Origin of the sequence: Bordetella genomosp. 11 (assembly GCF_002261215.1) — a bacterium.
GTDB lineage: Bacteria > Pseudomonadota > Gammaproteobacteria > Burkholderiales > Burkholderiaceae_B > Bordetella_C.
In genome coordinates this window covers 4,707,773-4,732,887 of the sequence record NZ_NEVS01000004.1, presented here as the reverse complement: position 1 = coordinate 4,732,887, position 25,115 = coordinate 4,707,773, and the positions used below count along the sequence as shown (strand labels likewise).

Below are 25,115 nucleotides of genomic sequence, written 5' to 3'. Positions count from 1 at the left end.
GGATATGTTTGCGAACTGCCAACTGATGGGTGTGGACCTGGCCTTTCCGGATTGCTGCAAGACGCCCCCGGCGGCGATGGCGCCGCTGCCGTATCCCAACACGGCCCTGGGGCCCACCGCGATACCGAATGCCTGGAACGTGCTGTTCATGGCCGCGCCCGCCCACAACATGGCAACCATCACGCCCATTACCCTGGGCGACACGCCGGGCGTGGCGGGGGGCATCATTTCGCAGACCTTCATGAGCCAGTCGCGCCATTTGACGGGAGCCTTTACCGTCCTGATCCTGGGCACGCCGGCAACCCGCATGACCAGCCTGTCGCTGCAAAACCGCGTCAACGCGCTGGGCATGCGAATCGTGCCCAGCCAGCCTACCGTACTGTTGCTGGCGCCCTGAGCGGGCGCGCCCGAGCCGACCGCGCGCGCTTTGCGACGCCGGCCGCTTTGCAGCCTCGATGATCGGGAAATGCGCGAACGCTCGAAGAAAAACTTCAACGGATCCAGCGATTCGTTCTTGATTTTTGACCTGTTTACGGTTTGTTTCGAAGGACGCTTCGCAGGCAGAACCAGCTGATATATTGCGGGCCCATCGCCATCTCCTGTTTTCCTGCATATGCGAAAAAAATAAAACGCCTTGGAAGCATGTTTCGAATCGCCCCTGCGATCGTTCTTTCTTTGATGCTGTCGGCCTGGTGTCGGGGCCACAAACGCCAGCGCATTCGACAATCCCGATGCGACGTTTTCGATCAGCATGCAAGCCGCACCTGTCCCGGCGAACTAGGCGCATCGCAGGCATTCAGCCATCATTGATCGCTTGGGTCCAGCGCCTGTGCCCAGTTCTTTCGCATCGCCGCCAGACGCGCGACGTAGACGGACTCGAGGCACGCGGCATCTTCGCAGCGGTCTCGTACGTTGGCGCGCCAGCGGGCCTGTTCTTCGCCAAGCGGATCGATAAGCTTACCGGTTTCGCCATCGCGTCCGGCGGTCTCGTTTTCGATCTTGTCGAACAACACTTTCATCTGGTCGTCGAGACCGGAGAGCTTGGGAACCGAGCAGATCAGGTGTTCGACACGGGTTTTGGCGAACTTGCAATCAAAGCCGGCCGCGTGGGCCATGCCTGGCGGCAATAGCGCGGCCAGCGCGATCGCCCCGCCCATGCCCAGGCGCGTCGTCAGGCGATTACTACGCCAAGATCGCCGCAGCGTCAGCATGCCCATCCCAATTTCTGAAAAAAAACCCACGCCGTTTCCCTATCGCTGGTGCCGTTGATCCCGTGAATACTCGAGGCGTTCGAGTGGCGCCAGTGTTCACTGGACCCGCACCGAAGCGCTGCACGCACTGTAAACCACTGCGTATTTTGCCTCGCCGCCGCGCAATTCCACCCATGCGGACTGCGCGCCTCGCTTGCAGGGACCCCTCGAGGTGGTGACTTCGCCCCGGCGTTTTTCGGCATCCGACATTCCCGCCGCCCTGCGGTCATGTCCAGTGGGCTGCGAATCTGATGCCGGGCCTGCGGGACAGGGCCGGCCTAGCGGCGCGGGCGTGGCGGCGTCATCGGGTTGCCGTATTCGGGGGAGTCATCGCGCATGGCGCCGTGGCCGTGCGCGCCGGTGACCGGACGCAGCGTGTCGCCTATGGGTTCGGCCCTGCGCGCCGACAGTGGATCGTCGGCCGGCAACATGGCCGGCGTCGGATCGGACAGCGCATGGTGCACGCCGCCGGGGTCCGGGAACAGGGCCAGCGGATCGCGCTGGGCGGCATCGTGGGCCCAGCCGTCGTCGCGCAGTTGCGCCAGCGGATCGTCCGGATTGCGCGATACCGCGCTTTCCATATCGAAGGGATGCACGCCCAGTTCCGACATGCTTGCGACCGGGAGGGTGCCGGGACCGATCAGGTCGCCGAATACATCGGCCTGGGCCGGTCCCGCGCCGGCCTGCCCGACGGTGGTATCCGCGCTCAGTACGTAAGGTCCGATCGTCACTTCGTCGCCGTTTTCGAGCAATTGGTCGCGCGCTGCGGGCAGCGGCATCCCATTCACCGTCACGGCGCTCATGGCGCTCAGGTTTGCCAGGCGCCAACCGCCATCGCGATAACGCAGGGCGGCCTGGACCCGGCACAGGCCGGTTGCGTCAGGCAGGGCCAGCTGGTTTTCCAGGGCGCGTCCTATCGTGCCGCCGGGGGCCAGGAAAACGGCGGCCGTGGGCGTGTGCGGTTGGGCATCGAGACGGCGGTTCACGGTCAGCTTCATGGTTCGGATCTCCGCGGCGCGGGGCCGTGTCGTCGAAAGGGAAGTGCGCGGAAGTCAGGGCGGCGGCAGCGCCGTCGCCGATAGCCAAGGGCAACGCAACCGTCGATGATAGCCAGGGGCGCGGCGGCGACTCGTCTATTTTTGCAGTCCAATATTTCTTCTTATGACGGCGCGGCAGGGGCCTCCCGCCGGGCGCGGCGTATGGAGAAAAAACCTGGCGAAAACCTCGGGACATCGTGCCAGCGCGGGCGCTTCATGATTCAATCCATTTTTCGCCATCGGCAAAACGATGGATAGCGCGCTGGCATGAACCATACCAAGGGGCAGGTGGCCTGACGCAGCGCACGCCGCGGACGCGGGGCGCACGGCGGGTCGCCGCGTGGGAGAGCGGGAGATGGGTTTCGGAGTCAAAGCGATGTCTGTATCACCGGCCTTTATGCCTGGGGCGGCACATCCCGCGCCGGAGCCCTTCGGATATCGACCCCTGGCCGCGATCGCCGCCGCCGCGGCGGGCGGTGTGCCGCAAAAGCGGATCGGACGCGTGGTGTCCGAAATTGCGCCTGAATTGATGGCGGCGCACGAACAGGGCAAGGTCCATGGCGCGATTTCCGTCCATACCGTCGGGCTGGACGAGTTCGGTTATGCCCATCTGATGGTGCCGGCGTTGTACCCGGATCACGCGGGTGCCATGGAGCCCGCTTCCTGCTTCGCCGCGGTAGAGCAGTTCGATCCGGATGCCGTGCAGGCCTGCGGCCCGTGGACCGACGTCTATGCGCTTTGCGCCGTCATGTGTTCCCTGGTCAGCGGTTCGCCGCCGCCGCACGCCTTGGCACGGCGGGCGGAGGACCAGTATGTCCCTCTGGCCACCCGCAAGCCCCGCGGCTACGACGAGGCCTTTCTCGCGATGATCGACCGGGGCCTGTCTCTGGAGCCCACGCAGCGGCCGCAATCGGTGGCGGACCTGTGCGCCATGCTGGGAATATCGTGCGTGCCCGAGACCGAAGAGGACGCTTCCGCCCAGACCGGCATGGCCGGCGCGTCGGCCGCCGCCGGCCATGCCGCAGGACAGCAACGCAGCGCCGCCGGGCCGCGGCGCCGGCTGGGCGGCCTTGTCGCGGTGGTATTCGGCGTGATGGTCGTCGCCGGCATCTGGCTCTGGACTGGCGAGCAGGACGCCCGGGACACCGCGCCTTCGCGGACGGCCGCCGTATCGCCGCGCCCGGCCGCGTACCCCCGTCCCGCGCCGCCCGTAGCCGTCCCGGACGATACCGGCACCGAGGGCGCCGCGGCGGGCCTGCCCGATGCCGCCGATGAGGCTGGCCGGTCTCCCGATCCGCAATCGCTGTCGGCGGCGCCGCCTGCCGCGCCCGGCGCCCGGGGGGATGCCTCCCCGTCAGGGCAGGCACCCGCCGCTTCGGAAGCCGCCGATCCGGCCGCTTCGCGTCCCGCCCGTCCGGTCGCCGTGGTGGTCAAAGTGGACGTGCAGCCCTGGGGAGAAATCTTCGTGGACGGCGTGTCCCGTGGCTTGAGCCCGCCCGTCAAGACGTTGACCCTGCCCGCGGGCCGCCACACGGTGGAAGTCCGCAACGCCGACCTGGCGCCGTACCGGGTCTCTCTGGACCTGAAGCCCGGCCAGCCCGCCGCTATCCGGCACGTATTTCGTTGATCCCTCCGTCCCAGGGATTTCCCTGGGAAATCTTTTGACAGCCCGGGCAATCTACGCTAAATTCACGGGCTCACTGATTTATTCGCGTGCAAAACCGACCAGGCCGACCGGGCTTACCGAAGGCCGCCATGGTCGCTTTGTGCGCTTTATTTGTCTGCAAGACCCGCTCTTTTACGTAATTGTTTGAGGCGGTTTTGCGCGAACTGCCTCCCCTGTGATCCGTGGCAGCAAGGCCGCCGCGGCGGAGGGGGCGAGTACGAAAGTACTTACCAGTGGTACGTAAAAGGGATTTCAAAGGTCATGCCTACCATCAGCCAACTCGTGCGCAAGCCGCGCGAAGTCAGCATCGTGAAGAGCAAGAGCCCCGCGCTCGAAAATTGCCCTCAGCGACGCGGCGTGTGCACCCGTGTGTACACCACCACCCCCAAGAAGCCGAACTCCGCCCTGCGTAAGGTCGCCAAGGTTCGCCTGACCAATGGCTACGAAGTCATTTCGTACATCGGCGGCGAAGGCCACAACCTGCAGGAACACTCCGTCGTGCTGGTGCGCGGCGGCCGTGTCAAGGATCTGCCGGGCGTGCGCTATCACATCGTCCGCGGCTCCCTGGATCTGCAAGGCGTGAAGGATCGCAAGCAGGCCCGTTCGAAGTACGGCGCCAAGCGGCCGAAGAAGGCCTGATAGGGCGGCGGCACCGCGTGGTTCTCACGCGATGCGCTCCCTTCCGCGTGCCGTGCCGCCGCAAGGCTGGCCTGGCCCGTGTGACAAGCAATGCCGGTGGGCGGCACGCCGCCCGCCACCCGTGCAGCCGCGCCCGGTTTGGCGCGGCACGTAAGTGGTCATCCCGTCTGGATGGCCGTGGCCATGGCCCCAGGCCGTGGTTCAACTGAACTGACACAAGGAAGCAAGAAATGCCCCGTCGTCGTGAAGTCCCCAAGCGCGAGATTCTGCCCGATCCCAAGTTCGGCAGCGTCGAGCTCGCCAAGTTCATGAACGTTGTGATGCTGGACGGCAAGAAGGCCGTCGCCGAGCGTATCGTCTACGGTGCGCTGGAGCAGGTGCAAAGCAAGAGCGGCAAGGATCCGCTGGAAGTCTTCAGCACCGCCATCAACAACATCAAGCCCATCGTCGAAGTGAAGAGCCGCCGCGTTGGCGGCGCGAACTACCAGGTGCCGGTTGAAGTGCGCCCCGTGCGCCGCCTGGCCCTGGCCATGCGCTGGCTTCGCGAAGCCGCGAAGAAGCGTGGCGAAAAGTCGATGGATCTGCGTCTGGCTGGCGAACTGCTCGATGCGTCGGAAGGTCGCGGCGCCGCGATGAAGAAGCGCGAAGACACGCACAAGATGGCCGAAGCCAACAAGGCTTTCAGCCATTTCCGCTGGTAATCAAAGGATTTATCAATCATGGCTCGCAAAACCCCCATCGAGCGCTATCGCAACATTGGCATCTCTGCGCACATCGATGCAGGGAAGACCACTACGACGGAACGCATCCTGTTCTACACCGGCGTCAATCACAAGATTGGCGAAGTCCACGATGGCGCTGCCACCATGGACTGGATGGAACAGGAACAGGAACGCGGCATCACGATCACGTCGGCCGCGACGACCGCGTTCTGGCGTGGCATGGCCGGCAATTACCCCGAGCACCGCATCAACATCATCGACACCCCGGGACACGTGGACTTCACCATCGAAGTCGAACGTTCCATGCGCGTGCTCGACGGCGCCTGCATGGTGTATTGCGCGGTGGGTGGTGTGCAGCCGCAGTCCGAAACCGTCTGGCGCCAGGCCAACAAGTACGGCGTGCCGCGCCTGGCCTTCGTCAATAAGATGGACCGCACCGGCGCGAACTTCTTCAAGGTCTACGACCAGCTGAAGACGCGTCTGCGCGCCAATCCCGTGCCCATCGTGATCCCCATCGGCGCCGAGGACGGCTTCACCGGCGTGGTGGACCTGATCAAGATGAAGGCCATCGTTTGGGACGAGGCCAGCCAGGGCACGAAGTTCGACTACGTCGACATCCCGGCCGAGCTGCAATCGTCCGCCGAGGAATGGCGCGAAAAGCTGGTGGAATCCGCCGCGGAATCCTCCGAAGAGCTCATGAACAAGTACCTGGAAACGGGTGAGCTGTCGGAAGAGGAAATCAACCAGGGCATCCGCTCGCGCACCATCGCTGGCGAAATCCAGCCGATGCTGTGCGGCACCGCCTTCAAGAACAAGGGCGTGCAGCGCATGCTGGACGCCGTCATCGACTACCTGCCTTCGCCCGTGGACATCCCCCCGGTCGACGGCCAGGACGACGAAGGCAATGCGATCAATCGCAAGGCCGACGACAGCGAGAAGTTCTCCGCGCTGGCGTTCAAGCTGATGAGCGACCCCTTCGTCGGCCAGCTGACCTTCGTGCGCGTGTATTCCGGCGTGCTGAAGTCCGGCGATACCGTCTACAACCCGATCAAGGGCAAGAAGGAACGTATCGGCCGCATCCTGCAGATGCACGCGAACAACCGCGAGGAAATCAAGGAAGTTCTGGCCGGCGACATCGCCGCCGTGGTGGGCCTGAAGGACGTCACGACCGGCGAAACGCTGTGCGATATCGATTCGCACATCCTGCTGGAACGCATGGAGTTCCCCGAGCCCGTCATCTCGCAGGCCGTGGAACCCAAGTCCAAGAGCGACCAGGAAAAGATGGGCCTGGCCCTGTCGCGCCTGGCGCAGGAAGACCCCTCGTTCCGCGTGCGTACCGATGAAGAATCGGGCCAGACCATTATTTCCGGCATGGGCGAACTGCACCTGGAAATCCTGGTCGACCGCATGAAGCGCGAATTCGGCGTGGAAGCCAACGTCGGCAAGCCGCAGGTGGCGTACCGCGAAACCATCCGCAAGACGTGCGACGAAGCCGAAGGCAAGTTCGTCAAGCAGTCCGGCGGCCGTGGCCAGTACGGCCATGTGGTCATCAAGCTGGAACCCCTGCCGCCTGGCGGCGCGGGCTTCGAGTTCGTCGACGCCATCAAGGGCGGTGTGGTTCCTCGCGAATACATCCCCGCGGTCGAAAAGGGTATCGTCGACACGCTGCCTTCGGGCATCCTGGCGGGCTACCCCGTCGTGGACGTGAAGGCGACGCTGTTCTTCGGTTCGTACCACGACGTGGACTCGAACGAAAACGCGTTCCGCATGGCCGCTTCGATGGCCTTCAAGGAAGGTATGCGCAAGGCGTCGCCGGTGCTGCTGGAACCGATGATGCACGTCGAAGTCGAAACCCCGGAAGACTATGCCGGTACGGTCATGGGCGACCTGTCGTCCCGCCGCGGCATGGTACAAGGGATGGACGATATTCCTGGCGGTGGCAAGATCATCAAGGCCGAGGTACCGCTGGCCGAGATGTTCGGTTATTCGACCAGCCTGCGTTCGCAGACCCAAGGTCGTGCCACGTACACGATGGAATTCAAGCAGTACGCTGAAGCTCCGAAGAACGTGGCCGACGAAGTTATCGCAGCCCGTACCAAGTAAATTATCCGCGATCCGCCCCGGCCGCGCCGGGGCGCCGCAATTACCGAGTTCCTTGAAAGTTCAAAGGATAGAAGATCATGGCAAAAGGCAAGTTTGAACGTACCAAGCCGCACGTGAACGTGGGTACGATCGGTCACGTGGACCACGGCAAAACGACGTTGACGGCGGCGATCACGACGGTGCTGTCGAACAAGTTCGGCGGCGAGGCGAAGGCGTACGACCAGATCGACGCGGCGCCGGAAGAGAAGGCGCGCGGGATCACGATCAACACGGCGCACGTGGAATACGAGACGCAGACGCGTCACTACGCGCACGTTGACTGCCCGGGCCACGCGGACTATGTGAAGAACATGATCACGGGCGCGGCGCAGATGGACGGCGCGATCCTGGTGGTGTCGGCCGCTGACGGCCCGATGCCGCAGACGCGCGAGCACATTCTGCTGAGCCGCCAGGTGGGCGTGCCGTACATCATCGTGTTCCTGAACAAGGCGGACATGGTCGATGACGCGGAGCTGCTCGAGCTGGTGGAAATGGAAGTTCGCGAGCTGCTGAGCAAGTACGATTTTCCTGGCGACGACACGCCGATCGTGAAGGGTTCGGCCAAGCTGGCGCTGGAAGGCGACAAAGGCGAGCTGGGCGAGCAGGCGATCCTGAAGCTGGCCGAGGCGCTGGACACGTACATCCCGACGCCGGAGCGTGCGATTGACGGTACGTTCCTGATGCCGGTGGAAGACGTGTTCTCGATCTCGGGTCGTGGCACGGTGGTGACCGGCCGTATCGAGCGCGGAGTGATCAAGGTTGGCGAGGAAATCGAAATCGTCGGCATCAAGCCGACGCTGAAGACGACCTGCACGGGCGTGGAAATGTTCCGCAAGCTGCTGGACCAGGGCCAGGCGGGCGACAACGTGGGGATTCTGCTGCGCGGTACCAAGCGCGAGGAAGTCGAGCGCGGTCAGGTGCTGGCCAAGCCGGGTTCGATCACGCCGCACACGGATTTCGACGCCGAGGTGTACATCCTGTCCAAGGAAGAGGGTGGCCGTCATACGCCGTTCTTCCAAGGCTATCGTCCCCAGTTCTACTTCCGTACGACGGACGTGACGGGCACGATCGAGCTGCCCAAGGACAAGGAAATGGTTCTGCCGGGTGACAACGTGTCGATCAAGGTGGCGCTGCTGGCACCGATCGCCATGGAAGAAGGCCTGCGCTTCGCGATCCGCGAAGGCGGCCGTACCGTGGGCGCCGGCGTCGTCGCCAAGATCCTCAAGTAATTCCGACGCCACGGGGCGGGTCCGAGGACTGATCCGCTCCTTCTCGTTCTTTAGGAAACACCATGAAAAACCAGAAGATCCGCATCCGCCTGAAAGCGTTCGATTACAAGCTGATCGACCAGTCGGCTGCTGAAATCGTCGATACGGCCAAGCGTACCGGTGCCGTCGTGCGCGGTCCCGTTCCGCTGCCCACGCGCATCCGCCGCTATGACGTGCTGCGTTCGCCGCACGTCAACAAGACGTCGCGCGATCAGTTCGAAATCCGTACCCATCAACGCCTGATGGACATCGTCGATCCCACCGACAAGACGGTCGATGCGCTGATGCGCCTGGACCTGGCCGCCGGCGTGGACGTCGAAATCGCGCTCGAGTAATCGCGCGCGCGTCCAGCAACGCGAGCATGGCCGCCGATATGCAGATATCGGCGGCCATGTGTTTTTTATGTTCCATGTCCGTCCGCGCGATTCGTCCGGGAAGATGTGCCCGTGGCGGATATGCCGCGAAGCGGGCGCTGTGCTTGCACGAATCCCCGGAAAACTGCTAAACTCGCAAACTTGCCATTTTTGGCAGGGAAGTGCATGCGTGCGGCATGTGCGCGTTGTGGCCGTTTGGTGCCATTGCTTTGATGTCAGACGTTAAGTCCGACAAAAAAGCCGGGCAAAAACGGGACGGCGCCGACAACCGCCGATAACTGTAGGGCAAGCCGTTACCTTGCCCGATTAGCCCCGACCAATCGTAGTCGGGAATGGAGAAAACGATGTCGAATTCGACACCCACGCCCGCCGCGTTCCGGCTCGGGCTGGTGGGTCGCAAGGTCGGCATGACCCGCATTTTTACCGAGGAAGGTGAATCCATCCCGGTAACCGTGCTGGACGTGTCGAACAACCGTGTGACCCAGGTGAAGTCTCTGGAAGCCGACGGCTACGCCGCCGTGCAGGTGACTTACGGTACGCGCCGCGCCTCGCGCGTGCCCAAGGCCCAGACGGGCCACTACGCCAAGGCCGGCGTTGAAGCCGGTAGCATCCTCAAGGAATTCCGCCTCGATCCCGCTCGCGCCGCTGAATTCGCGGCTGGCGCGGTCATCGCTGTGGAAAGCGTGTTCGAAGCCGGCCAACAGGTCGACGTCACGGGCACCACCATCGGTAAGGGTTTCGCCGGTACGATCAAGCGCCACCACTTCGGTTCGCAGCGTGCGTCGCACGGTAACTCGCGTTCGCACCGCGTGCCCGGCTCCATCGGCCAGGCGCAGGATCCCGGCCGTATTTTCCCCGGTAAGCGCATGTCCGGCCATCTGGGCGATGTGACCCGTACCGTCCAGAACCTGGACATCGTGCGCGTCGACGCCGAGCGCGGCCTGCTGCTGGTCAAGGGCGCCGTCCCGGGCCACAAGGGCGCGGATATCGTCGTGCGTCCGGCCATCAAGGCCCCGGCCAAGAAGGGAGCATAAGCATCATGGAACTCAAGCTCCTGAATGAACAAGGTCAGGCCGCGACGTTCAGCGCGCCCGACACCGTTTTCGGTCGCGACTACAACGAAGCGCTGATCCACCAGGTCGTGGTGGCTTTCCAGGCCAATGCCCGCAGCGGCAACCGCGCCCAGAAGGACCGTTCGGAAGTCAAGCACAGCACCAAGAAGCCCTGGCGCCAGAAGGGTACCGGCCGCGCGCGCGCCGGTATGACCTCGTCGCCGCTGTGGCGTGGGGGCGGCCGGATTTTCCCGAACTCGCCCGACGAGAACTTCAGCCAGAAGGTCAACAAGAAGATGTACCGCGCCGGGATCCGTTCGATCCTGTCGCAACTGGCTCGTGAAGACCGCATCGCCGTCGTCGATACGTTCACGCTGGATACGCCCAAGACCAAGCTGGCTGCGGCCAAGCTGAAGGATCTGGGCCTGGATTCCGTGCTGATCATCACCGACAGCGTCGATGAGAATGTTTATCTCGCCACCCGCAACCTGCCGCATGTTGCCGTGGTCGAACCGCGTTACGCCGATCCGCTGTCGCTGATCCACTATCGGAAAGTGCTGATCACCAAGCCGGCCATCGCTCAACTCGAGGAGATGCTGGGATGAACACCGAACGCTTGATGCAGGTGCTCCTGGCTCCGATCGTGACCGAAAAGGCCACGTTCGTCGCCGAGAAAAATCAGCAAGTCGCTTTCCGCGTGGTCGATACGGCCACCAAGCCGGAAATCAAGGCTGCCGTCGAACTGCTCTTCAAGGTGCAGGTCGAATCCGTGCAGGTCCTCAATCGCAAGGGCAAAGTCAAGCGCTTTGGCCGGTTCGTGGGTCGCCGTCGCAACGAGCGCAAGGCCTACGTGTCGCTCAAGGAAGGCCAGGAAATCGACTTTGCGGAGGTGAAGTAAATGGCCCTCGTGAAAATGAAACCGACCTCCGCCGGCCGTCGTGGCATGGTGAAGGTCGTCAGCCCGAACCTGCACAAGGGCGACCCGGTCGCCTCCTTGCTGGAAAAGAAGAAGCGTGGTTCCGGCCGTAACAACAACGGCCATATCACCGTTCGTCATCGCGGCGGTGGCCACAAGCAGCATTACCGTATCGTCGACTTCCGTCGCGACAAGGACGGCATCCCGGCCAAGGTCGAGCGCCTGGAATACGACCCCAACCGTACGGCACACCTGGCACTGCTGTGCTATGCCGACGGCGAGCGTCGCTACATCATCGCGCCCCGTGGCCTGGAAGTCGGTGCCTCGCTGGTGTCGGGCATCGAAGCCCCCATCCGCGCCGGCAACACGCTGCCGATCCGCAACATCCCGGTCGGTACGACGATCCACTGCATCGAGATGCTGCCCGGCAAGGGTGCCCAGATGGCCCGTTCGGCCGGCGCTTCCGCCGTGCTTCTGGCCCGCGAAGGCACTTACGCCCAGGTGCGCCTGCGCTCCGGCGAAGTGCGCCGCGTGCACATCGAATGCCGCGCGACCATCGGCGAAGTCGGTAATGAAGAACACAGCCTGCGCCAGATCGGCAAGGCCGGTGCAATGCGTTGGCGTGGTGTGCGTCCGACGGTTCGTGGCGTGGCCATGAACCCGGTGGATCACCCGCACGGTGGCGGCGAAGGCCGTACCGGTGAAGCTCGCGAGCCGGTCAGCCCCTGGGGTACTCCGTCGAAGGGTTACAAGACCCGTCGCAACAAGCGGACGAACAACATGATCGTCCAACGGCGCAAGCGCAAGTAAGAGGCGAACACTATGTCACGTTCGATCAAGAAAGGCCCGTTTGTCGATTCGCACCTGATCAAAAAGGTGGATACGGCTGTCGCGGTCAAAGACAAGAAGCCGATCAAGACCTGGTCGCGCCGTTCCACGATCCTGCCCGAGTTCATCGGCCTGACGATCGCTGTGCACAACGGCAAGCAGCACGTTCCCGTGTATATCAACGAGAACATGGTCGGTCACAAACTGGGCGAGTTCGCGCTGACCCGTACGTTCAAGGGTCACGCGGCGGACAAGAAGGCCAAGAGGTAAGCGATGGAAACGACTGCCATTATCCGTGGTGTTCACATCTCGGCGCAGAAGACCCGTCTGGTCGCGGACATGATCCGCGGGCAGAAGGTTTCGCGTGCACTCGAGATCCTTACCTTCTCCCCCAAGAAGGCCGCCGGCATCCTGAAGAAGGCTGTCGAGTCCGCTATCGCCAATGCAGAGCACAACGACGGTGCCGACATCGACGAGCTGAAAGTCACCACGATCTACGTGGACAAGGCTCAGTCGCTGAAGCGCTTCTCGGCTCGCGCCAAAGGCCGCGGCAATCGTATCGAGAAGCAGACCTGCCACATCACGGTTAAGGTCGGCGCCTAAGGAGTCACGATGGGTCAGAAAATTCACCCCACTGGGTTCCGCCTCGCGGTAACCCGCAACTGGTCCTCGCGTTGGTACGCTGACGACAAGGCTTTCGGCGGCATGCTCGCCCAGGATATTCGCGTTCGCGAATACTTGAAGAAGAAGCTGAAGAGCGCTTCGGTCGGCCGCGTGGTCATCGAGCGCCCGGCCAAGAACGCCCGCATCACGGTGTACTCGGCTCGTCCGGGCGTCGTCATCGGCAAGCGCGGCGAGGATATCGAAAGCCTGAAGGCCGATCTGCAGCGTTTGATGGGCGTGCCCGTCCACGTGAACATCGAGGAAATCCGCAAGCCGGAAACCGATGCGCAGCTGATCGCCGATTCGATCTCGCAGCAGCTGGAAAAGCGGATCATGTTCCGCCGTGCCATGAAGCGTGCCATGCAGAATGCCATGCGTCTGGGTGCCCAGGGCATCAAGATCATGAGCTCGGGTCGCTTGAACGGCATCGAAATCGCTCGCACGGAATGGTATCGCGAAGGCCGTGTGCCGCTGCATACCCTGAAGGCGAACATCGACTACGGCACCTCGGAAGCCCACACCACCTACGGTGTGATCGGCATCAAGGTCTGGGTCTACAAGGGCGACATGCTGGCCAACGGCGAACTGCCGCCCGAGACCGCCGCGCCCCGCGAAGAAGAGCGTCGTCCGCGTCGCGCCCCGCGTGGTGACCGTCCCGACGGCGGTCGTCCCGGTCGCCCCGGCGGCGGTGGCGGTCGTGGCCGCGGTCCCCGCAAGGCGGATGCTGCCCCGGCGCCTGAAGGAGAATAATCATGCTGCAACCCTCACGCAGAAAGTATCGCAAAGAGCAGAAGGGCCGTAATACCGGCCTGGCCACGCGCGGCACCAACGTGTCGTTCGGCGAGTACGGCCTGAAGGCGACCGGTCGCGGCCGCCTGACCGCCCGCCAGATCGAAGCCGCCCGTCGTGCCATCAACCGTCACATCAAGCGTGGCGGTCGTATCTGGATCCGCATCTTCCCGGACAAGCCGATTTCGCAGAAGCCGGCAGAAGTCCGTATGGGTAACGGTAAGGGCAACCCGGAATACTGGGTCGCCGAGATCCAGCCCGGCAAGGTGCTCTATGAAATGGAAGGGGTCAGCGAAGAGCTCGCACGCGAAGCTTTCCGCCTGGCCGCCGCGAAGCTGCCGATTTCGACGACGTTCGTCGCGCGTCACATCGGTGCTTAAGGAGTCCTAAATGAAAGCCAGTGAACTCCGCTCGAAAGACGCCGCCGAGCTGCAGAAAGAACTCGAAAGCCTGCTCCGAGCCCAATTCGGTCTGCGCATGCAGAAGGCCACGCAGCAACTTGCCAACACCAGCCAGCTGGGCAAAGTGCGCAAGGACATCGCGCGCGTACGCACCGTGCTGACCCAGAAGGCAGGGAAATGATCATGACCGAAACCCAAAACACCCAACAAGCCAAGCGCAAGCGCACGCTGGTCGGCAAGGTCGTGTCCAACAAGATGGACAAGACGGTTGTCGTGCTGGTGGAACGCCGCGTCAAGCATCCGATCTACGGCAAGATCGTCATGCGCTCGAACAAGTACAAGGCGCACGACGAAACCAACCAGATCAATGAAGGCGACACCGTGGAAATCGCGGAAGGCCGCCCGATCTCCCGCTCCAAGTCCTGGAGCGTGGTGCGTCTGGTCGAAGCTGCCCGCGTCATCTAAAGCCGGCGCATTCGGGGTGAAGTCTGCCCCGCAAGCGCATGTGCCGTCCGCTCCTGTATGACGCCTGGAATCGAGGGCGAGGGGATGGCGGCATTACGGTGCGGTAAGAAGTAAACCAGGGGCTTGCCCAGCCCTTGGGATGCGTTACGAAACCCTTGGCCTTGCCAAGGGTTTTTTCGTTTCCGCGCCCGATGTGGCCCACTGCCGCGCGCGACGGCTTCATCCTGGCACGAAGGTCCCGCCAAGCCGGCATCGCATGGCGTGGGCAATCCTGCGCGCGTGCAAGCGGCGGTCGCCGACTCGAGGGAACCAGGGGTTTCCTGCTCATACTCAGAAATTCCCGTCATCTGAGGAGAGTGCAATGACGCAGCTCGCGCCGTTCGGTACCGTGCCCATCCCACCGCCTGCCGGCCCACCGGTTGGCTCCGCGCAAAGTCCATCCATCGCAACGAAGAGCGGTAACGACCTGGCCGCCACCCTGGATGCCTACCATGTACCGGCGCCCGGCGCGCATGGGTCGGAAGATACCCTGCGGCTTGCGGACACATCGCCGCGCGGCGCGGCCTCGTATTCGATGAGCGCGGCTTTCCTGCGCCTGCGTCGCGCCGCATCCGAATTTCCGACAAGAGAGGCAGGTCCTCGCGAAGCCATCGCGGGCGTGCCGTTTGCGGAAGACTTCGGCATCCAACTGCTCGATACGTTCAGGCAAAGCACGCTGTCGACCTGGGAGCGCGCGGACCTTATGGAACAGGCCTTCACCGAGTGGCGCCGCGAAGGCCCATCGCCGCAAGCCGCCACGCGCTTGCAGAGCATCCTGGCCCCCGGCTATGTCGATACGCCGGAAGAACCCAAAGGGGCCGTCATCATGGACGCGCTGGCCCTGCACCTTATCGACCGCGGCCGCTACGCGCCGCTGGTACGGGACTACATCGACAGCCTCGAGCGCACCGGCGAGTACGACTCGCTTATCGACGCGCTGCTTCGGGACTTTCCGGACAAAAACAGGGAATGGGCATCGCGCGCGCTGGCCGTCACGCTGCATACGTGGAACGAGCCTCTGCCGGCGGACCTGCGCGCGGAAGACGCATCGCCCGACGAGCCCGCGTTCGACATGAACACCCGGATCCAGAAGCTATATCGGCTGATGAATCCCAATGCCCGGCGGGACGGGAATGACGGCGAAGGCGAGGGCGACGGCAGCTGAACGGACGCGGGGCCGGGATCTCCGGCACGCTTCGACGAAGCGGTGGCGGAGGGGCCGGCGACACGCCCACGCCGGCCTTCGCGGAAGGCCGGCGGCCCGAGCCGGGCGCCGTTCCCCGTGCCTTAATCCGCGGTCAAATATGCGTGATGAACTTCGTGACCAGGTAGCCGTCGAAGGTCTCCGTGCCGCCTTCGCTGCCGATGCCGCTATCCTTTACGCCGCCGAACGGCGTCTCGGCCAAGGCGCTGCCGAAGTGATTGATATTGACCATCCCCGCCTCCAGTGCATTCGATACCTTGGTGGCGGTCTTCAGCGAATTGGTGAACACGTACGACGATAGGCCGAACGGCAAGCTATTGGCGCGCTTGATGGCTTCGTCCGTATCGGTGAAAGGCACCACCGGCGCCAGCGGGCCGAAGGGCTCTTCCGTCATCAGCATGGCGTCTTCGGGCAGGTCGGTGATGACCGTGGGCGCGAAGAAGTGGCCGGCGCGTTCGATAGGGGCCCCGCCCAGCACCACCTTGGCGCCTTTCTCGATCGCGTCCTCGACGAACCGGCTCATGGTGGGCACGCGGCGTTCATGCGCCAGGGGACCCATTTCCGTGCCGGCTTCCAGACCGTTGCCCACCTTGATGTTCTTCAGCACATCGGTAAAGCGCGCCAGGAACTTGTCATAGGCGCCCTTCTGCACATAGAAGCGGGTGGGAGACACGCAAACCTGGCCGGCATTCCGGATCTTGAAGCGGGCCAGCATTTCGGCCGCGCGGTCGATATCGGCGTCGTCGAACACCAGCACGGGCGAATGGCCGCCCAACTCCATCGTGCTGCGCTTCATGTGCGCGCCAGCCAGTGCCGCCAGGTGCTTGCCCACCGGAACCGAGCCGGTGAAGGAGATTTTGCGGACGATGGGCGAACGGATCAGGTATTCCGAAATCTTGGCCGGTTCGCCCCAGACGATGTTCAGGCAGCCCGGCGGCAGGCCGGCGTCGTGGAACATGCGCGCGATCGCCATGACGGCGCTGGGCGAATCTTCCGGACCCTTGAGGATGATGGTGCAACCGGCGCCCAGGGCGGCGGCGATCTTGCGGATGGCCTGGTTGTACGGGAAGTTCCAGGGAGTGAAGGCGGCGCACACGCCGATCGGCTCGCGCACGACGAACTGGCGGACGTCGGGATTGCGCGGGGGGATCACGCGACCGTAGATCCGGCGGCATTCCTCGGCGTGCCATTCGCAGTGTTCCGAGCAGCTGGTGACTTCCAGCACTGCTTCGGCCAGCGGCTTGCCTTGGTCCATGGTCATGTTGCGGCCGATTTCCTGGGCGCGCTCGCGCGACAGTTCGGCGACTTTGCGCAGGATACGCGAACGTTCCATGGGCGATGTACGGCGCCAGGACTCGAAAGCGCGCTGGGCCGCCTGCAGGGCGCGGTCGAGGTCGGCCTCGGTGGCGTGCGGCAGCTTGCCCAGGACCTCGAGCGTGGCCGGATTGGTCACGTCCTGGCTCTGGCGACCGTCGCCCGACAGGAATTCGCCATCGATATACAACGCCAACTGTTCGTACATGCTGTTATCCCTCGTTGGAAAATTGGATGCGGCCGACGCCGCGCCACTATCAGTCTATACCGCCCACGCCGGGCGCCGCTGCTTATGGGCGATGCGGGCCCCGGGCTGTCAGGTCCGGGTAGTGCTCGCGGTATTATCCTCTGCGGGCCGGAACCCTGGAGGATTCCCGTCGTCAATAAGAAGCCCCGACGACGGGCCGGCACGCCGGCAATGCCCACAGGCAAGCCTGCGCCCCGCGGCCCGGTTGCATCGACAAGGAATTTGCCGGACCCGACCAGCAAACGAAATAAGCCGATATAAGCCGACCCATACCGTGCAGCCACTCGATACCGCCCCGACCAAGAATCCCCCGTCCCTTTTTTCCCGAGCTTTCTTTGCCCTCGTGGACATCGTGCACAACGCGATCGCGCGGGCATCCCTGGTTGGGGACCATCCCATCTTCGACAATGCGGCCTTTCCCTGGCTGCCGGGCCTGGAAGCCCAAACCCCCGCCATCCGCGCCGAGTTGCTCGAAATCCTGCGCGACCGCGACCGGCTGCCGGCCTTCCATGAGCTGTCGCCCGATGTCGCTACCATTACCACGGACCGGCAGTGGAAGACCTTCGTCTTCATGGCCTATGGCCTGCGGGCCGAGCGCAACATCGCGCGCTGTCCCGCCACGGCGCGGGCCATCGCGGCGATCCCGGGGATACGCACGGCGTTCTACTCCATCCTGGAGCCAGGCAAGCGCATACCCATGCACCGCGGTCCCTACAACGGCGTGCTGCGGCTGCATCTGGCGCTGGTCGTGCCCGAACCCCGGGACCGCTGCTGGATCGAAGTGGATGGCCAGCGCTACGTCTGGCAAGAGGGGCGCGCCGTGGTGTTCGACGATCTGTATCCGCACCAGGTCCATAACGATACCGACGGGCTGCGGGTGGTGCTCTTCGTCGATTTCGACCGCCCGTGCCGCTGGCCGGTCAGCTGGCTGAACCGCCTGATCCTGGCCGTGGCCCCCATGACGTCCGAAATCCGTCAGTCCAAAGCCAACCACGACGTGTGGGAAAAAGGCTACTACGGGCGGGATTGAAGATAGCACTTGCGCGGGTTGTGCCTTCCGGGCTAGAATTGCTAGCTTTCCCGAAGAACCTCTTCGGATCTTCAAGCGCCAGGGCGGTCAGGCCGCCCCGGGCAGGCGAGATCCAGGCGGGCTTGGGGAAATCCGCAGGATACCAGCTCTGGTTTCGTCCAGATTCAGGATGCGGGTTCGCAGCAGTCGATGTATGGGTTACCCCTTGGGAAAGCGATCCAGGGGCAGTCCCGGGAGACGAAGCCCGGGAGCACCCGGCAAGCGGCCTTGGGAATCCCGTCACGAATCGCCCGGCGGACCGGAGTTATCAAACCCTTACGGGACCAAAACTGACGAAAAGGGCGGTTTTGCCCGCGCCATGGCGGCGGCCTGCAAAGGCTGGCGCCGACGGGGCGGCAGCGGCACTTTTCGTTAAGTTGGAACAGGAAAAATCATGATCCAAATGCAGACCACGCTGGACGTGGCCGACAACACTGGTGCGCGCCGAGTGCGGTGCATCAAGGTGCTCGGCGGATCCAAGCGCCGTTATGCCGGTATCGGCGACATCATCAAAGTCAGCGTCATCGACGCCGCGCCGCGCGGCCGCGTCAAAAAGGGCGAAATCTACAACGCGGTGGTGGTGCGTACCGCCAGCGGTGTGCGCCGCAAGGACGGTTCGTTGATTCGTTTCCCGGGCGTCAACGGCAATGCCGCCGTTCTGCTGAACGCCAAGAAGGAACCGATCGGCACCCGCATCTTCGGACCCGTGACGCGCGAGCTGCGTACCGAGCAGTTCATGAAGATCGTGTCGCTGGCCGCGGAAGTGCTGTAAGGAGCCCACGATGAACAATATTCGCAAAGGTGACGAAGTCATCGTCCTGACCGGTCGCGACAAGAAGCGTCGCGGCACGGTGCTGCAGGTCGTGAGCGCCGACTACGTGCTGGTTGAGGGCGTGAACGTCGTCAAGAAGCACGCCAAGCCGAATCCCATGGCCAACAATCCTGGCGGCATCGTCGAGAAGACCATGCCCATCCATATTTCGAACGTCGCGCTGTTCAACCCGGCAACGGGCAAGGGCGACCGCGTCGGTGTCAAGGAAGTCGATGGCCGCAAGGTGCGCGTCTTCCGTTCCAATGGTGCCGAAGTCGGCGCCAAGGCGTAAGGAGCGTAAGACATGACTCGTCTGCAAGACCTGTATCGCGACAAGATCGTCGGCGACCTCAAGGCCAAGTTCGGCTACCAGAGCTCGATGGAAGTGCCGCGCATCACCAAGATCACGCTGAACATGGGCGTATCCGAAGCCGTGGCCGACAAGAAGGTCATCGAGCACGCCGTGTCGGATCTGACCAAGATCGCCGGCCAGAAGCCTGTGATCACCAAGACCCGCAAGGCTATCGCCGGCTTCAAGATCCGTGAAAACTATCCGATCGGCTGCATGGTGACCCTGCGTGGCGAACGGATGTACGACTTCCTGGATCGCCTGGTCGCCGTGGCCTTCCCGCGCGTGCGTGACTTCCGTGGCGTGTCCGGCCGTGCTTTCGATGGCCGTGGCAACTACAACATCGGGGTGAAAGAGCAAATCATTTTCCCCGAAATCGAGTACGACAAGATCGACGCGTTGCGTGGGCTGAACATCAGCATCACCACCACTGCCAAGACCGACGAAGAAGCCAAGGCGCTGTTGACGGCGTTCAGCTTCCCGTTTCGCAATTAAGGGACGATGACGTGGCCAAACTCTCACTCATCAATCGCGACATCAAGCGTGCCAAGCTGGCTGACAAATTCGCCGCCAAGCGCGCCGCACTGAAGGCGATCATCGACGATCAGTCCAAGACTGACGAAGAACGTTACCAAGCTCGGCTCAAGCTGCAACAGCTGCCGCGCAACGCCAACCCCACCCGCCAGCGCAACCGCTGCACGGTGACGGGTCGTCCGCGTGGCGTGTTCAGCAAGTTCGGCCTCACGCGCCACAAACTTCGCGAAATGGCGATGAAGGGTGAAATCCCCGGCATCACCAAGGCCAGCTGGTAGGAGAACAGATATGAGCATGAGCGATCCGATCGCCGATATGCTGACCCGCATTCGCAATGCGCAGCAAGTTGACAAAGTCACGGTGACCATGCCGTCCTCGAAGCTGAAGGCCGCCATCGCTGCCGTGCTGAAGGACGAGGGCTATATCGATGGTTTCGAGGTCAAGGGCACGCAGGCCAAGCCTGAGCTCGAGATCGCCCTGAAGTACTACGCCGGCCGCCCGGTTATCGAGCGCATCGAACGCGTCTCGCGCCCCGGCCTGCGTATCTACAAGGGCCGTAGCAACATTCCCGAGGTCATGAACGGCCTGGGCGTTGCCATCGTCTCGACCTCGCGTGGCGTGATGACCGACCGCAAGGCTCGCGCCAACGGCGTGGGCGGCGAAGTCCTGTGCTACGTGGCCTAAGGAGAGTCGAATGTCACGTATAGCCAAATACCCGGTCGAAGTGCCGAAGAACGTCGAAGTGGCGTTGAAGGAAGACCAGATCACCGTCAAGGGTCCGCTGGGCACGCTCGTGCAGGCGTTGACCGGAGACGTGGTCGTGAAGCTGGACGAAGGCAAACTGACCTTCGTCGCGGCGAACGACAGCCGTCACGCCAATGCCATGTCCGGCACGGTGCGCGCGCTGGTCGCGAATATGGTGACGGGTGTCAGCAAGGGTTTTGAACGCAAGCTGAACCTGGTGGGCGTGGGTTACCGCGCCCAGGTGCAAGGCGACGTCGTCAAATTGCAACTTGGTTTCTCGCACGATATCGAGCACAAGCTGCCCAAGGGTATCAGCGCGAAATGCCCCACTCCGACGGAAATCATCCTCAGCGGATCGAATCTGCAGGAAGTGGGCGAACAGGCGGCCAAGATCCGCGCCTATCGCAAACCCGAACCCTACAAGGGCAAGGGCGTGCGCTATGCGGATGAACGCGTCGTCATCAAAGAAACCAAGAAGAAGTAACGGCGGACGCAAGGACGAATCATGGACAAGAAAGTATCCCGTTTGCGTCGTGCGGTTCCCACCCGCCGGAAGATCAACGAACTGCGCGTTCATCGCCTGTCGATCTTCCGCTCGAACCTGCACATCTACGCGAACATCATTTCGCCGGAAGGCGACCGCGTTCTGGTCAGCGCTTCCACGTTGGAAGCCGAAGTGCGCAACCAGCTCGCCGGGCAGACCGGCCGTGGCGGCAACAAAGCCGCTGCCGAACTGGTGGGCAAGCGCGTGGCCGAGAAGGCCAAGGCCGCCGGTATCGAACTGGTTGCCTTCGATCGCTCGGGCTTCCGTTACCATGGCCGCGTGAAGGCGCTGGCCGATGCCGCGCGTGAAGCCGGTCTCAAGTTCTAAGCGAGGATCAGTCAAATGGCTAAACCACAAGGCAAAGGCGCCGTGGAAAAAGAGAACGACGACGGCCTGCGCGAAAAGATGATCGCGGTCAACCGCGTCAGCAAGGTGGTCAAGGGCGGCCGCACGATGAGCTTCGCCGCGCTGACCGTGGTCGGTGACGGCGATGGCCGCATCGGCATGGGCAAGGGCAAGGCGCGTGAAGTGCCGGTGTCGGTCCAGAAGGCGATGGAACAGGCCCGCCGCGGCCTGTTCAAGGTCGCCCTGAAGAACGGTACCCTGTATCACAAGGTGATCGGCAAGCATGGCGCCGCCACGGTGATGATCTCCCCGGCTCCCGAAGGTACCGGCGTGATCGCCGGCGGCCCGATGCGTGCTGTCTTCGAAGTGATGGGCGTGCGCAACATCGTCGCCAAGAGCCTGGGTTCCAGCAATCCTTACAACATGGTCCGCGCCACGCTGAACGGCCTGCGCGCTTCCATGACTCCGTCGGAAGTCGCGGCCAAGCGCGGCAAGACCGTCGAAGAGATCCTGGGGTAAGTCATGGCTCAGAAGCAGATCAAAGTCACCCTGGTGCGCTCGGTTATCGGTACCAAGCAATCCCACCGCGATACCGTTCGCGGCCTGGGCCTGCGCCGTATCAATAGCTCGCGCGTCCTGCAAGATACGCCTGAGGTGCGCGGGATGATCCGTACTGTGGATTACCTGGTCACCGTTACGGAAGTCTAAGGAATCGCGATGTCTGAAATTCAACTCAACACGCTGAAGCCCGCCGAAGGCAGCAAGCATGCCAAGCGCCGTGTCGGCCGCGGCATCGGCTCCGGCCTGGGCAAGACCGCCGGGCGCGGCCACAAGGGTCAGAAATCGCGTTCGGGCGGCTTCCACAAAGTCGGCTTCGAAGGCGGTCAGATGCCGCTGCAGCGTCGCCTGCCCAAGCGTGGCTTCACGCCCCTGGGCCAGCACCTGTACGCCGAGGTCCGCCTGTCCGACCTGCAAAAAGTGCCCGTCGACGAAATCGACGTCCAGGTGCTGAAGCAGGCCGGCGTGGTCGGCCAGCAGGTCCGCTACGCGAAGGTCATCAAGTCTGGCGAACTGTCGCGCAAGGTCGTGCTCAAGGGCATTACCGCGACGGCCGGCGCTCGCGCCGCCATCGAGGCCGCGGGCGGCTCGCTCGCCTGAGAGGTGATCAGTGGCTAACGCACAGGCACTGGGCAAGACCGGACCGCGTTACGGCGATCTGAAGCGCCGTTTCGTATTCCTCGTGCTCGCCTTGGTGGTTTACCGCCTGGGCACCCACATCCCCGTGCCGGGCATCAACCCGGACGCGCTTGCTGATCTGTTCCAGCAGAATCAGGGCGGGATCCTGGGCCTGTTCAACATGTTCTCCGGCGGAGCGCTGTCGCGGTTCTCCATTTTTGCCCTGGGGATCATGCCGTATATCTCGGCATCCATCATCATGCAGCTGATGTCGGTGGTGATCCCATCGCTCGAGGCTCTGAAGAAGGAAGGCGAGGCAGGCCGCCGCAAGATCACGCAATACACCCGCTACGGCACGGTCGTGCTGGCGCTGGTGCAGGCGGTGGGGATTTCGGTGGCGCTGGAATCGCAGCCCGGGCTGGTTACGGATCCTGGCTTGCTGTTCCGTTTCACGACGGTGGTCACCCTGCTGACCGGCACCATGTTCATCATGTGGCTGGGCGAGCAGATCACCGAGCGCGGATTGGGCAATGGGATTTCCATCCTGATCTTCGCGGGTATCGTGGCGGGATTGCCCAATGCGCTGGCCGGCCTGCTGGACCTGGTGCGGACGAATTCGATGTCGGTGCTGTCGGCGCTGTTCATCGTGGCATTGGTGATCGTGGTAACGGCTTTCGTGGTGTTCGTGGAACGCGGTCAACGCAAGATCACGGTCAACTACGCCAAGCGCCAGGTCGGGAACAAGATCTATGGCGGCCAGAGCTCGCATCTGCCGCTGAAGCTGAACATGGCCGGCGTGATTCCGCCGATCTTCGCTTCGTCGATCATCCTGTTCCCGGCGACGATCACCAGCTGGTTCTCCAGCAGCGAGCACATGCGCTGGCTGGGTGACCTGGCCGCCGCGCTGTCCCCGCGTCAGCCGCTGTACATCACCCTGTATTCGGCCGCGATCATTTTCTTCTGCTTTTTCTATACGGCCCTGGTTTTCAACAGCCGGGAAACTGCAGACAACCTGAAGAAAAGCGGTGCCTTTGTCCCTGGCATCCGTCCCGGCGAACAGACTGCGCGCTATATCGACAAGATACTGATGCGCCTGACGCTGGCGGGAGCGCTGTACATCACCCTGGTGTGCTTGTTCCCCGAATTTCTGGTCATGCGTTGGAATGTGCCGTTCTACTTCGGCGGCACATCGCTGTTGATTATCGTCGTGGTGACGATGGACTTCATGGCTCAGGTTCAGGCCTACATGATGTCTCACCAGTACGATTCACTGCTCAAGAAGGCCAACTTCAAGGGCTCGAACTCGAACCTGCCGATGCGTTAAGCGAAAAGATGGCGAAGGACGAATTCATACAGATGCAGGGCGAGGTGCTGGAAAACCTCCCCAACGCGACATTCCGCGTCAAGCTTGAAAACGGCCATGTGGTGCTGGGCCATATTTCCGGCAAGATGCGTATGCATTACATCCGGATCCTGCCGGGCGACAAGGTCACAGTGGAGCTCACGCCCTATGACCTGACGCGAGCCAGGATCGTCTTCCGCGCGAAGTAGGCGGACGGGTTTACGGAATAACAGGGAGTCACCCATGAAAGTATTGGCATCGGTTAAGCGGATCTGCCGCAACTGCAAAATCATCAAACGTCACGGCGTGGTGCGTGTCATCTGCACCGACCCGCGGCACAAGCAGCGTCAGGGCTGATCGCTCGGCCTCCACGCAATAGAATATTCAAGGAACAGTCATGGCCCGTATTGCTGGCATCAACATTCCGCCGCATCAGCACGCCGAGATCGGCCTGACCGCCATTTTTGGCATTGGTCGTACGCGCGCCCGCAAGATCTGCGAAGCTGCTAATGTGCCCACTACCAAAAAGGTCAAGGATCTCACCGACGCCGAGCTGGAGCGTATCCGCGAGCACGTTGGTGTGTTTACCGTAGAAGGCGACCTGCGCCGCGAAGTGCAACTGTCGATCAAGCGTCTGATCGACCTGGGCACCTACCGTGGCATGCGTCATAAGCGCGGTCTGCCCGTGCGCGGCCAGCGCACCCGCACCAACGCCCGTACCCGTAAGGGTCCGCGTCGTGCTGCGGCGTCCCTGAAGAAATAATCGAGGAACAGGATTATGGCGAAAGCTTCCACCAGCGGCGCCTCGCGCGTGCGCAAAAAGGTCAAGAAGAACGTTTCGGACGGCATCGCGCACGTCCACGCGTCCTTCAACAACACCATCATCACCATCACGGATCGCCAGGGCAATGCCTTGTCCTGGGCGACGTCGGGTGGCGCTGGCTTCAAGGGCTCGCGCAAGTCGACGCCGTTCGCGGCGCAGGTTGCCGCCGAAACGGCCGGCCGCGTGGCGCTGGAGTACGGCATCAAGACGCTGGAAGTCCGCATCAAGGGCCCCGGCCCCGGCCGTGAGTCGTCGGTCCGTGCGTTGAACGCGCTGGGCATCAAGATCTCGAGCATCGCCGATATCACGCCCGTGCCGCACAACGGCTGCCGTCCGCCCAAGCGTCGTCGTATTTAAGGGGA

At 63.0% G+C, this 25,115-nt stretch carries 37 protein-coding genes; 34 read left to right on the top strand and 3 right to left on the bottom strand.

Annotated elements, in window-relative coordinates:
• Nucleotides 1–4 precede the first annotated feature (4 nt).
• Nucleotides 5–397, top strand: coding sequence for a DUF4150 domain-containing protein (locus CAL28_RS29065; RefSeq protein WP_094844418.1), 393 nt, complete (start codon nt 5–7; stop codon nt 395–397).
• A 406-nt stretch (nt 398–803) separates the two neighbouring features.
• Here the strand turns inward: CAL28_RS29065 and CAL28_RS29060 are convergent, their stop codons facing one another.
• The gene (locus CAL28_RS29060) at nt 804–1,241 is read right to left on the bottom strand and encodes a lysozyme inhibitor LprI family protein (RefSeq protein WP_141218264.1); all 438 of its coding nucleotides are present in this window, start codon (nt 1,239–1,241) and stop codon (nt 804–806) included.
• Between the two features lie 287 nt (nt 1,242–1,528).
• Nucleotides 1,529–2,248: an FHA domain-containing protein gene (locus CAL28_RS29055; protein ID WP_094844416.1), complete on the bottom strand. Its 720-nt coding sequence runs from the start codon at nt 2,246–2,248 to the stop codon at nt 1,529–1,531.
• A 415-nt stretch (nt 2,249–2,663) separates the two neighbouring features.
• Between CAL28_RS29055 and CAL28_RS29050 the strand changes: the two genes are divergently transcribed.
• The 17 genes from CAL28_RS29050 (at nt 2,664) to CAL28_RS28970 (ending at nt 15,416) form a co-directional block, all read left to right on the top strand.
• Nucleotides 2,664–3,914, top strand: coding sequence for a serine/threonine protein kinase (locus CAL28_RS29050; RefSeq protein WP_141218263.1), 1,251 nt, complete (start codon nt 2,664–2,666; stop codon nt 3,912–3,914).
• 300 nt (nt 3,915–4,214) lie between these two features.
• Nucleotides 4,215–4,592 (top strand): 30S ribosomal protein S12, encoded by a 378-nt coding sequence (rpsL, locus tag CAL28_RS29045; RefSeq protein ID WP_066641807.1) that lies wholly within the window; start codon nt 4,215–4,217, stop codon nt 4,590–4,592.
• A gap of 230 nt (nt 4,593–4,822) precedes the next feature.
• Nucleotides 4,823–5,293, top strand: coding sequence for a 30S ribosomal protein S7 (rpsG, locus tag CAL28_RS29040; protein ID WP_066641805.1), 471 nt, complete (start codon nt 4,823–4,825; stop codon nt 5,291–5,293).
• An 18-nt stretch (nt 5,294–5,311) separates the two neighbouring features.
• Entirely contained in the window at nt 5,312–7,417 is a 2,106-nt protein-coding gene (fusA, locus tag CAL28_RS29035) for an elongation factor G (protein ID WP_094844414.1), read from the top strand.
• 77 nt (nt 7,418–7,494) lie between these two features.
• A complete protein-coding gene (gene tuf / locus CAL28_RS29030; RefSeq protein WP_094844413.1) occupies nt 7,495–8,685 on the top strand; it encodes an elongation factor Tu in 1,191 nt (396 codons plus the stop codon).
• 62 nt (nt 8,686–8,747) lie between these two features.
• Nucleotides 8,748–9,059 (top strand): 30S ribosomal protein S10, encoded by a 312-nt coding sequence (gene rpsJ, locus CAL28_RS29025; RefSeq protein WP_066357409.1) that lies wholly within the window; start codon nt 8,748–8,750, stop codon nt 9,057–9,059.
• A gap of 383 nt (nt 9,060–9,442) precedes the next feature.
• Entirely contained in the window at nt 9,443–10,132 is a 690-nt protein-coding gene (gene rplC, locus CAL28_RS29020; RefSeq protein ID WP_176464132.1) for a 50S ribosomal protein L3, read from the top strand.
• Nucleotides 10,133–10,137: 5 nt separating this feature from the next.
• Nucleotides 10,138–10,755 carry a 50S ribosomal protein L4 gene (rplD, locus tag CAL28_RS29015; RefSeq protein ID WP_094844411.1) on the top strand — a complete coding sequence of 206 codons (618 nt, stop codon included), beginning with the start codon at nt 10,138–10,140 and terminating at the stop codon, nt 10,753–10,755.
• Complete coding sequence (gene rplW / locus CAL28_RS29010) at nt 10,752–11,048, top strand: 50S ribosomal protein L23 (RefSeq protein ID WP_066357397.1); 297 nt, start codon at nt 10,752–10,754, stop codon at nt 11,046–11,048. Before rplD ends, rplW begins: the two co-directional genes overlap by 4 nt.
• A complete protein-coding gene (gene rplB, locus CAL28_RS29005; RefSeq protein WP_094844410.1) occupies nt 11,049–11,876 on the top strand; it encodes a 50S ribosomal protein L2 in 828 nt (275 codons plus the stop codon).
• A gap of 12 nt (nt 11,877–11,888) precedes the next feature.
• Nucleotides 11,889–12,164, top strand: a complete 276-nt coding sequence (gene rpsS, locus CAL28_RS29000) for a 30S ribosomal protein S19 (RefSeq protein ID WP_066641797.1) — start codon at nt 11,889–11,891, stop codon at nt 12,162–12,164.
• Between the two features lie 3 nt (nt 12,165–12,167).
• Nucleotides 12,168–12,497: a 50S ribosomal protein L22 gene (gene rplV / locus CAL28_RS28995; RefSeq protein ID WP_094844409.1), complete on the top strand. Its 330-nt coding sequence runs from the start codon at nt 12,168–12,170 to the stop codon at nt 12,495–12,497.
• A 9-nt stretch (nt 12,498–12,506) separates the two neighbouring features.
• Nucleotides 12,507–13,307: a 30S ribosomal protein S3 gene (gene rpsC, locus CAL28_RS28990; RefSeq protein WP_066641790.1), complete on the top strand. Its 801-nt coding sequence runs from the start codon at nt 12,507–12,509 to the stop codon at nt 13,305–13,307.
• A 2-nt stretch (nt 13,308–13,309) separates the two neighbouring features.
• The gene (gene rplP, locus CAL28_RS28985) at nt 13,310–13,726 is read left to right on the top strand and encodes a 50S ribosomal protein L16 (protein WP_066357379.1); all 417 of its coding nucleotides are present in this window, start codon (nt 13,310–13,312) and stop codon (nt 13,724–13,726) included.
• A gap of 10 nt (nt 13,727–13,736) precedes the next feature.
• Entirely contained in the window at nt 13,737–13,928 is a 192-nt protein-coding gene (gene rpmC, locus CAL28_RS28980) for a 50S ribosomal protein L29 (RefSeq protein ID WP_066641789.1), read from the top strand.
• Between the two features lie 2 nt (nt 13,929–13,930).
• Nucleotides 13,931–14,212, top strand: a complete 282-nt coding sequence (rpsQ, locus tag CAL28_RS28975; RefSeq protein ID WP_094844408.1) for a 30S ribosomal protein S17 — start codon at nt 13,931–13,933, stop codon at nt 14,210–14,212.
• Between the two features lie 361 nt (nt 14,213–14,573).
• Nucleotides 14,574–15,416 carry a hypothetical protein gene (locus CAL28_RS28970; RefSeq protein WP_094844407.1) on the top strand — a complete coding sequence of 281 codons (843 nt, stop codon included), beginning with the start codon at nt 14,574–14,576 and terminating at the stop codon, nt 15,414–15,416.
• A 133-nt stretch (nt 15,417–15,549) separates the two neighbouring features.
• On the opposite strand, the gene CAL28_RS28965 is transcribed toward CAL28_RS28970, so the two are convergent.
• Nucleotides 15,550–16,977 carry an NAD-dependent succinate-semialdehyde dehydrogenase gene (locus CAL28_RS28965; RefSeq protein WP_094844406.1) on the bottom strand — a complete coding sequence of 476 codons (1,428 nt, stop codon included), beginning with the start codon at nt 16,975–16,977 and terminating at the stop codon, nt 15,550–15,552.
• A 313-nt stretch (nt 16,978–17,290) separates the two neighbouring features.
• Here CAL28_RS28965 and CAL28_RS28960 point away from each other — a divergent pair, with 313 nt between their 5' ends.
• The 16 genes from CAL28_RS28960 (at nt 17,291) to rpsK (ending at nt 25,110) form a co-directional block, all read left to right on the top strand.
• On the top strand, nt 17,291–18,046 hold the full coding sequence (locus tag CAL28_RS28960) for an aspartyl/asparaginyl beta-hydroxylase domain-containing protein (protein WP_254926265.1): 756 nt from the start codon (nt 17,291–17,293) through the stop codon (nt 18,044–18,046).
• 433 nt (nt 18,047–18,479) lie between these two features.
• The gene (gene rplN, locus CAL28_RS28955) at nt 18,480–18,857 is read left to right on the top strand and encodes a 50S ribosomal protein L14 (RefSeq protein ID WP_066357374.1); all 378 of its coding nucleotides are present in this window, start codon (nt 18,480–18,482) and stop codon (nt 18,855–18,857) included.
• 10 nt (nt 18,858–18,867) lie between these two features.
• A complete protein-coding gene (gene rplX / locus CAL28_RS28950) occupies nt 18,868–19,188 on the top strand; it encodes a 50S ribosomal protein L24 (RefSeq protein ID WP_094844405.1) in 321 nt (106 codons plus the stop codon).
• Nucleotides 19,189–19,200: 12 nt separating this feature from the next.
• Nucleotides 19,201–19,740 carry a 50S ribosomal protein L5 gene (gene rplE / locus CAL28_RS28945; RefSeq protein WP_094844404.1) on the top strand — a complete coding sequence of 180 codons (540 nt, stop codon included), beginning with the start codon at nt 19,201–19,203 and terminating at the stop codon, nt 19,738–19,740.
• Between the two features lie 11 nt (nt 19,741–19,751).
• Nucleotides 19,752–20,057, top strand: a complete 306-nt coding sequence (gene rpsN, locus CAL28_RS28940) for a 30S ribosomal protein S14 (RefSeq protein ID WP_094844403.1) — start codon at nt 19,752–19,754, stop codon at nt 20,055–20,057.
• 10 nt (nt 20,058–20,067) lie between these two features.
• Nucleotides 20,068–20,463 carry a 30S ribosomal protein S8 gene (gene rpsH / locus CAL28_RS28935; protein WP_094844402.1) on the top strand — a complete coding sequence of 132 codons (396 nt, stop codon included), beginning with the start codon at nt 20,068–20,070 and terminating at the stop codon, nt 20,461–20,463.
• 10 nt (nt 20,464–20,473) lie between these two features.
• Nucleotides 20,474–21,007: a 50S ribosomal protein L6 gene (rplF, locus tag CAL28_RS28930; RefSeq protein ID WP_094844401.1), complete on the top strand. Its 534-nt coding sequence runs from the start codon at nt 20,474–20,476 to the stop codon at nt 21,005–21,007.
• Between the two features lie 21 nt (nt 21,008–21,028).
• On the top strand, nt 21,029–21,394 hold the full coding sequence (gene rplR / locus CAL28_RS28925) for a 50S ribosomal protein L18 (protein ID WP_094844400.1): 366 nt from the start codon (nt 21,029–21,031) through the stop codon (nt 21,392–21,394).
• A 15-nt stretch (nt 21,395–21,409) separates the two neighbouring features.
• Complete coding sequence (rpsE, locus tag CAL28_RS28920; protein ID WP_094844399.1) at nt 21,410–21,931, top strand: 30S ribosomal protein S5; 522 nt, start codon at nt 21,410–21,412, stop codon at nt 21,929–21,931.
• Between the two features lie 3 nt (nt 21,932–21,934).
• On the top strand, nt 21,935–22,120 hold the full coding sequence (gene rpmD, locus CAL28_RS28915; protein ID WP_066357352.1) for a 50S ribosomal protein L30: 186 nt from the start codon (nt 21,935–21,937) through the stop codon (nt 22,118–22,120).
• 9 nt (nt 22,121–22,129) lie between these two features.
• Entirely contained in the window at nt 22,130–22,570 is a 441-nt protein-coding gene (gene rplO, locus CAL28_RS28910) for a 50S ribosomal protein L15 (protein WP_086067516.1), read from the top strand.
• 10 nt (nt 22,571–22,580) lie between these two features.
• Nucleotides 22,581–23,912, top strand: a complete 1,332-nt coding sequence (gene secY, locus CAL28_RS28905) for a preprotein translocase subunit SecY (protein ID WP_094844398.1) — start codon at nt 22,581–22,583, stop codon at nt 23,910–23,912.
• Between the two features lie 8 nt (nt 23,913–23,920).
• The gene (gene infA, locus CAL28_RS28900) at nt 23,921–24,139 is read left to right on the top strand and encodes a translation initiation factor IF-1 (protein ID WP_066357346.1); all 219 of its coding nucleotides are present in this window, start codon (nt 23,921–23,923) and stop codon (nt 24,137–24,139) included.
• A gap of 34 nt (nt 24,140–24,173) precedes the next feature.
• The gene (rpmJ, locus tag CAL28_RS28895) at nt 24,174–24,287 is read left to right on the top strand and encodes a 50S ribosomal protein L36 (RefSeq protein ID WP_066357345.1); all 114 of its coding nucleotides are present in this window, start codon (nt 24,174–24,176) and stop codon (nt 24,285–24,287) included.
• Nucleotides 24,288–24,327: 40 nt separating this feature from the next.
• Entirely contained in the window at nt 24,328–24,693 is a 366-nt protein-coding gene (gene rpsM, locus CAL28_RS28890; RefSeq protein ID WP_066357338.1) for a 30S ribosomal protein S13, read from the top strand.
• Nucleotides 24,694–24,708: 15 nt separating this feature from the next.
• Nucleotides 24,709–25,110, top strand: coding sequence for a 30S ribosomal protein S11 (gene rpsK, locus CAL28_RS28885; RefSeq protein ID WP_006216516.1), 402 nt, complete (start codon nt 24,709–24,711; stop codon nt 25,108–25,110).
• Nucleotides 25,111–25,115 lie beyond the last annotated feature (5 nt).

Excerpts from the sequence above, each read along its gene's own strand:
- rpsJ (WP_066357409.1), top strand. The coding sequence starts at position 8,748 with ATGAAAAACCAGAAGATCCGCATCCGCCTGAAAGCGTTCGATTACAAG.
- rplN (WP_066357374.1), top strand. The coding sequence starts at position 18,480 with ATGATCCAAATGCAGACCACGCTGGACGTGGCCGACAACACTGGTGCG.
- rpmD (WP_066357352.1), top strand. The coding sequence starts at position 21,935 with ATGGCTCAGAAGCAGATCAAAGTCACCCTGGTGCGCTCGGTTATCGGT.
- CAL28_RS29050 (WP_141218263.1), top strand. The coding sequence starts at position 2,664 with ATGTCTGTATCACCGGCCTTTATGCCTGGGGCGGCACATCCCGCGCCG.
- rpsK (WP_006216516.1), top strand. The coding sequence starts at position 24,709 with ATGGCGAAAGCTTCCACCAGCGGCGCCTCGCGCGTGCGCAAAAAGGTC.
- rplB (WP_094844410.1), top strand. The coding sequence starts at position 11,049 with ATGGCCCTCGTGAAAATGAAACCGACCTCCGCCGGCCGTCGTGGCATG.
- CAL28_RS28970 (WP_094844407.1), top strand. The coding sequence starts at position 14,574 with ATGACGCAGCTCGCGCCGTTCGGTACCGTGCCCATCCCACCGCCTGCC.
- rpsE (WP_094844399.1), top strand. The coding sequence starts at position 21,410 with ATGGCTAAACCACAAGGCAAAGGCGCCGTGGAAAAAGAGAACGACGAC.
- infA (WP_066357346.1), top strand. The coding sequence starts at position 23,921 with ATGGCGAAGGACGAATTCATACAGATGCAGGGCGAGGTGCTGGAAAAC.
- rpsQ (WP_094844408.1), top strand. The coding sequence starts at position 13,931 with ATGACCGAAACCCAAAACACCCAACAAGCCAAGCGCAAGCGCACGCTG.
- rplR (WP_094844400.1), top strand. The coding sequence starts at position 21,029 with ATGGACAAGAAAGTATCCCGTTTGCGTCGTGCGGTTCCCACCCGCCGG.
- CAL28_RS28965 (WP_094844406.1), bottom strand. The coding sequence starts at position 16,977 with ATGTACGAACAGTTGGCGTTGTATATCGATGGCGAATTCCTGTCGGGC.
- tuf (WP_094844413.1), top strand. The coding sequence starts at position 7,495 with ATGGCAAAAGGCAAGTTTGAACGTACCAAGCCGCACGTGAACGTGGGT.
- rplP (WP_066357379.1), top strand. The coding sequence starts at position 13,310 with ATGCTGCAACCCTCACGCAGAAAGTATCGCAAAGAGCAGAAGGGCCGT.
- rpsL (WP_066641807.1), top strand. The coding sequence starts at position 4,215 with ATGCCTACCATCAGCCAACTCGTGCGCAAGCCGCGCGAAGTCAGCATC.
- rpsM (WP_066357338.1), top strand. The coding sequence starts at position 24,328 with ATGGCCCGTATTGCTGGCATCAACATTCCGCCGCATCAGCACGCCGAG.
- rplD (WP_094844411.1), top strand. The coding sequence starts at position 10,138 with ATGGAACTCAAGCTCCTGAATGAACAAGGTCAGGCCGCGACGTTCAGC.
- rplW (WP_066357397.1), top strand. The coding sequence starts at position 10,752 with ATGAACACCGAACGCTTGATGCAGGTGCTCCTGGCTCCGATCGTGACC.
- rplO (WP_086067516.1), top strand. The coding sequence starts at position 22,130 with ATGTCTGAAATTCAACTCAACACGCTGAAGCCCGCCGAAGGCAGCAAG.
- rplC (WP_176464132.1), top strand. The coding sequence starts at position 9,443 with ATGTCGAATTCGACACCCACGCCCGCCGCGTTCCGGCTCGGGCTGGTG.
- rplX (WP_094844405.1), top strand. The coding sequence starts at position 18,868 with ATGAACAATATTCGCAAAGGTGACGAAGTCATCGTCCTGACCGGTCGC.
- CAL28_RS29055 (WP_094844416.1), bottom strand. The coding sequence starts at position 2,248 with ATGAAGCTGACCGTGAACCGCCGTCTCGATGCCCAACCGCACACGCCC.
- rpmJ (WP_066357345.1), top strand. The coding sequence starts at position 24,174 with ATGAAAGTATTGGCATCGGTTAAGCGGATCTGCCGCAACTGCAAAATC.
- rplV (WP_094844409.1), top strand. The coding sequence starts at position 12,168 with ATGGAAACGACTGCCATTATCCGTGGTGTTCACATCTCGGCGCAGAAG.
- rpsH (WP_094844402.1), top strand. The coding sequence starts at position 20,068 with ATGAGCATGAGCGATCCGATCGCCGATATGCTGACCCGCATTCGCAAT.
- rpmC (WP_066641789.1), top strand. The coding sequence starts at position 13,737 with ATGAAAGCCAGTGAACTCCGCTCGAAAGACGCCGCCGAGCTGCAGAAA.
- rplF (WP_094844401.1), top strand. The coding sequence starts at position 20,474 with ATGTCACGTATAGCCAAATACCCGGTCGAAGTGCCGAAGAACGTCGAA.
- rpsG (WP_066641805.1), top strand. The coding sequence starts at position 4,823 with ATGCCCCGTCGTCGTGAAGTCCCCAAGCGCGAGATTCTGCCCGATCCC.
- rpsC (WP_066641790.1), top strand. The coding sequence starts at position 12,507 with ATGGGTCAGAAAATTCACCCCACTGGGTTCCGCCTCGCGGTAACCCGC.
- rpsS (WP_066641797.1), top strand. The coding sequence starts at position 11,889 with ATGTCACGTTCGATCAAGAAAGGCCCGTTTGTCGATTCGCACCTGATC.
- rplE (WP_094844404.1), top strand. The coding sequence starts at position 19,201 with ATGACTCGTCTGCAAGACCTGTATCGCGACAAGATCGTCGGCGACCTC.
- fusA (WP_094844414.1), top strand. The coding sequence starts at position 5,312 with ATGGCTCGCAAAACCCCCATCGAGCGCTATCGCAACATTGGCATCTCT.
- CAL28_RS29065 (WP_094844418.1), top strand. The coding sequence starts at position 5 with ATGTTTGCGAACTGCCAACTGATGGGTGTGGACCTGGCCTTTCCGGAT.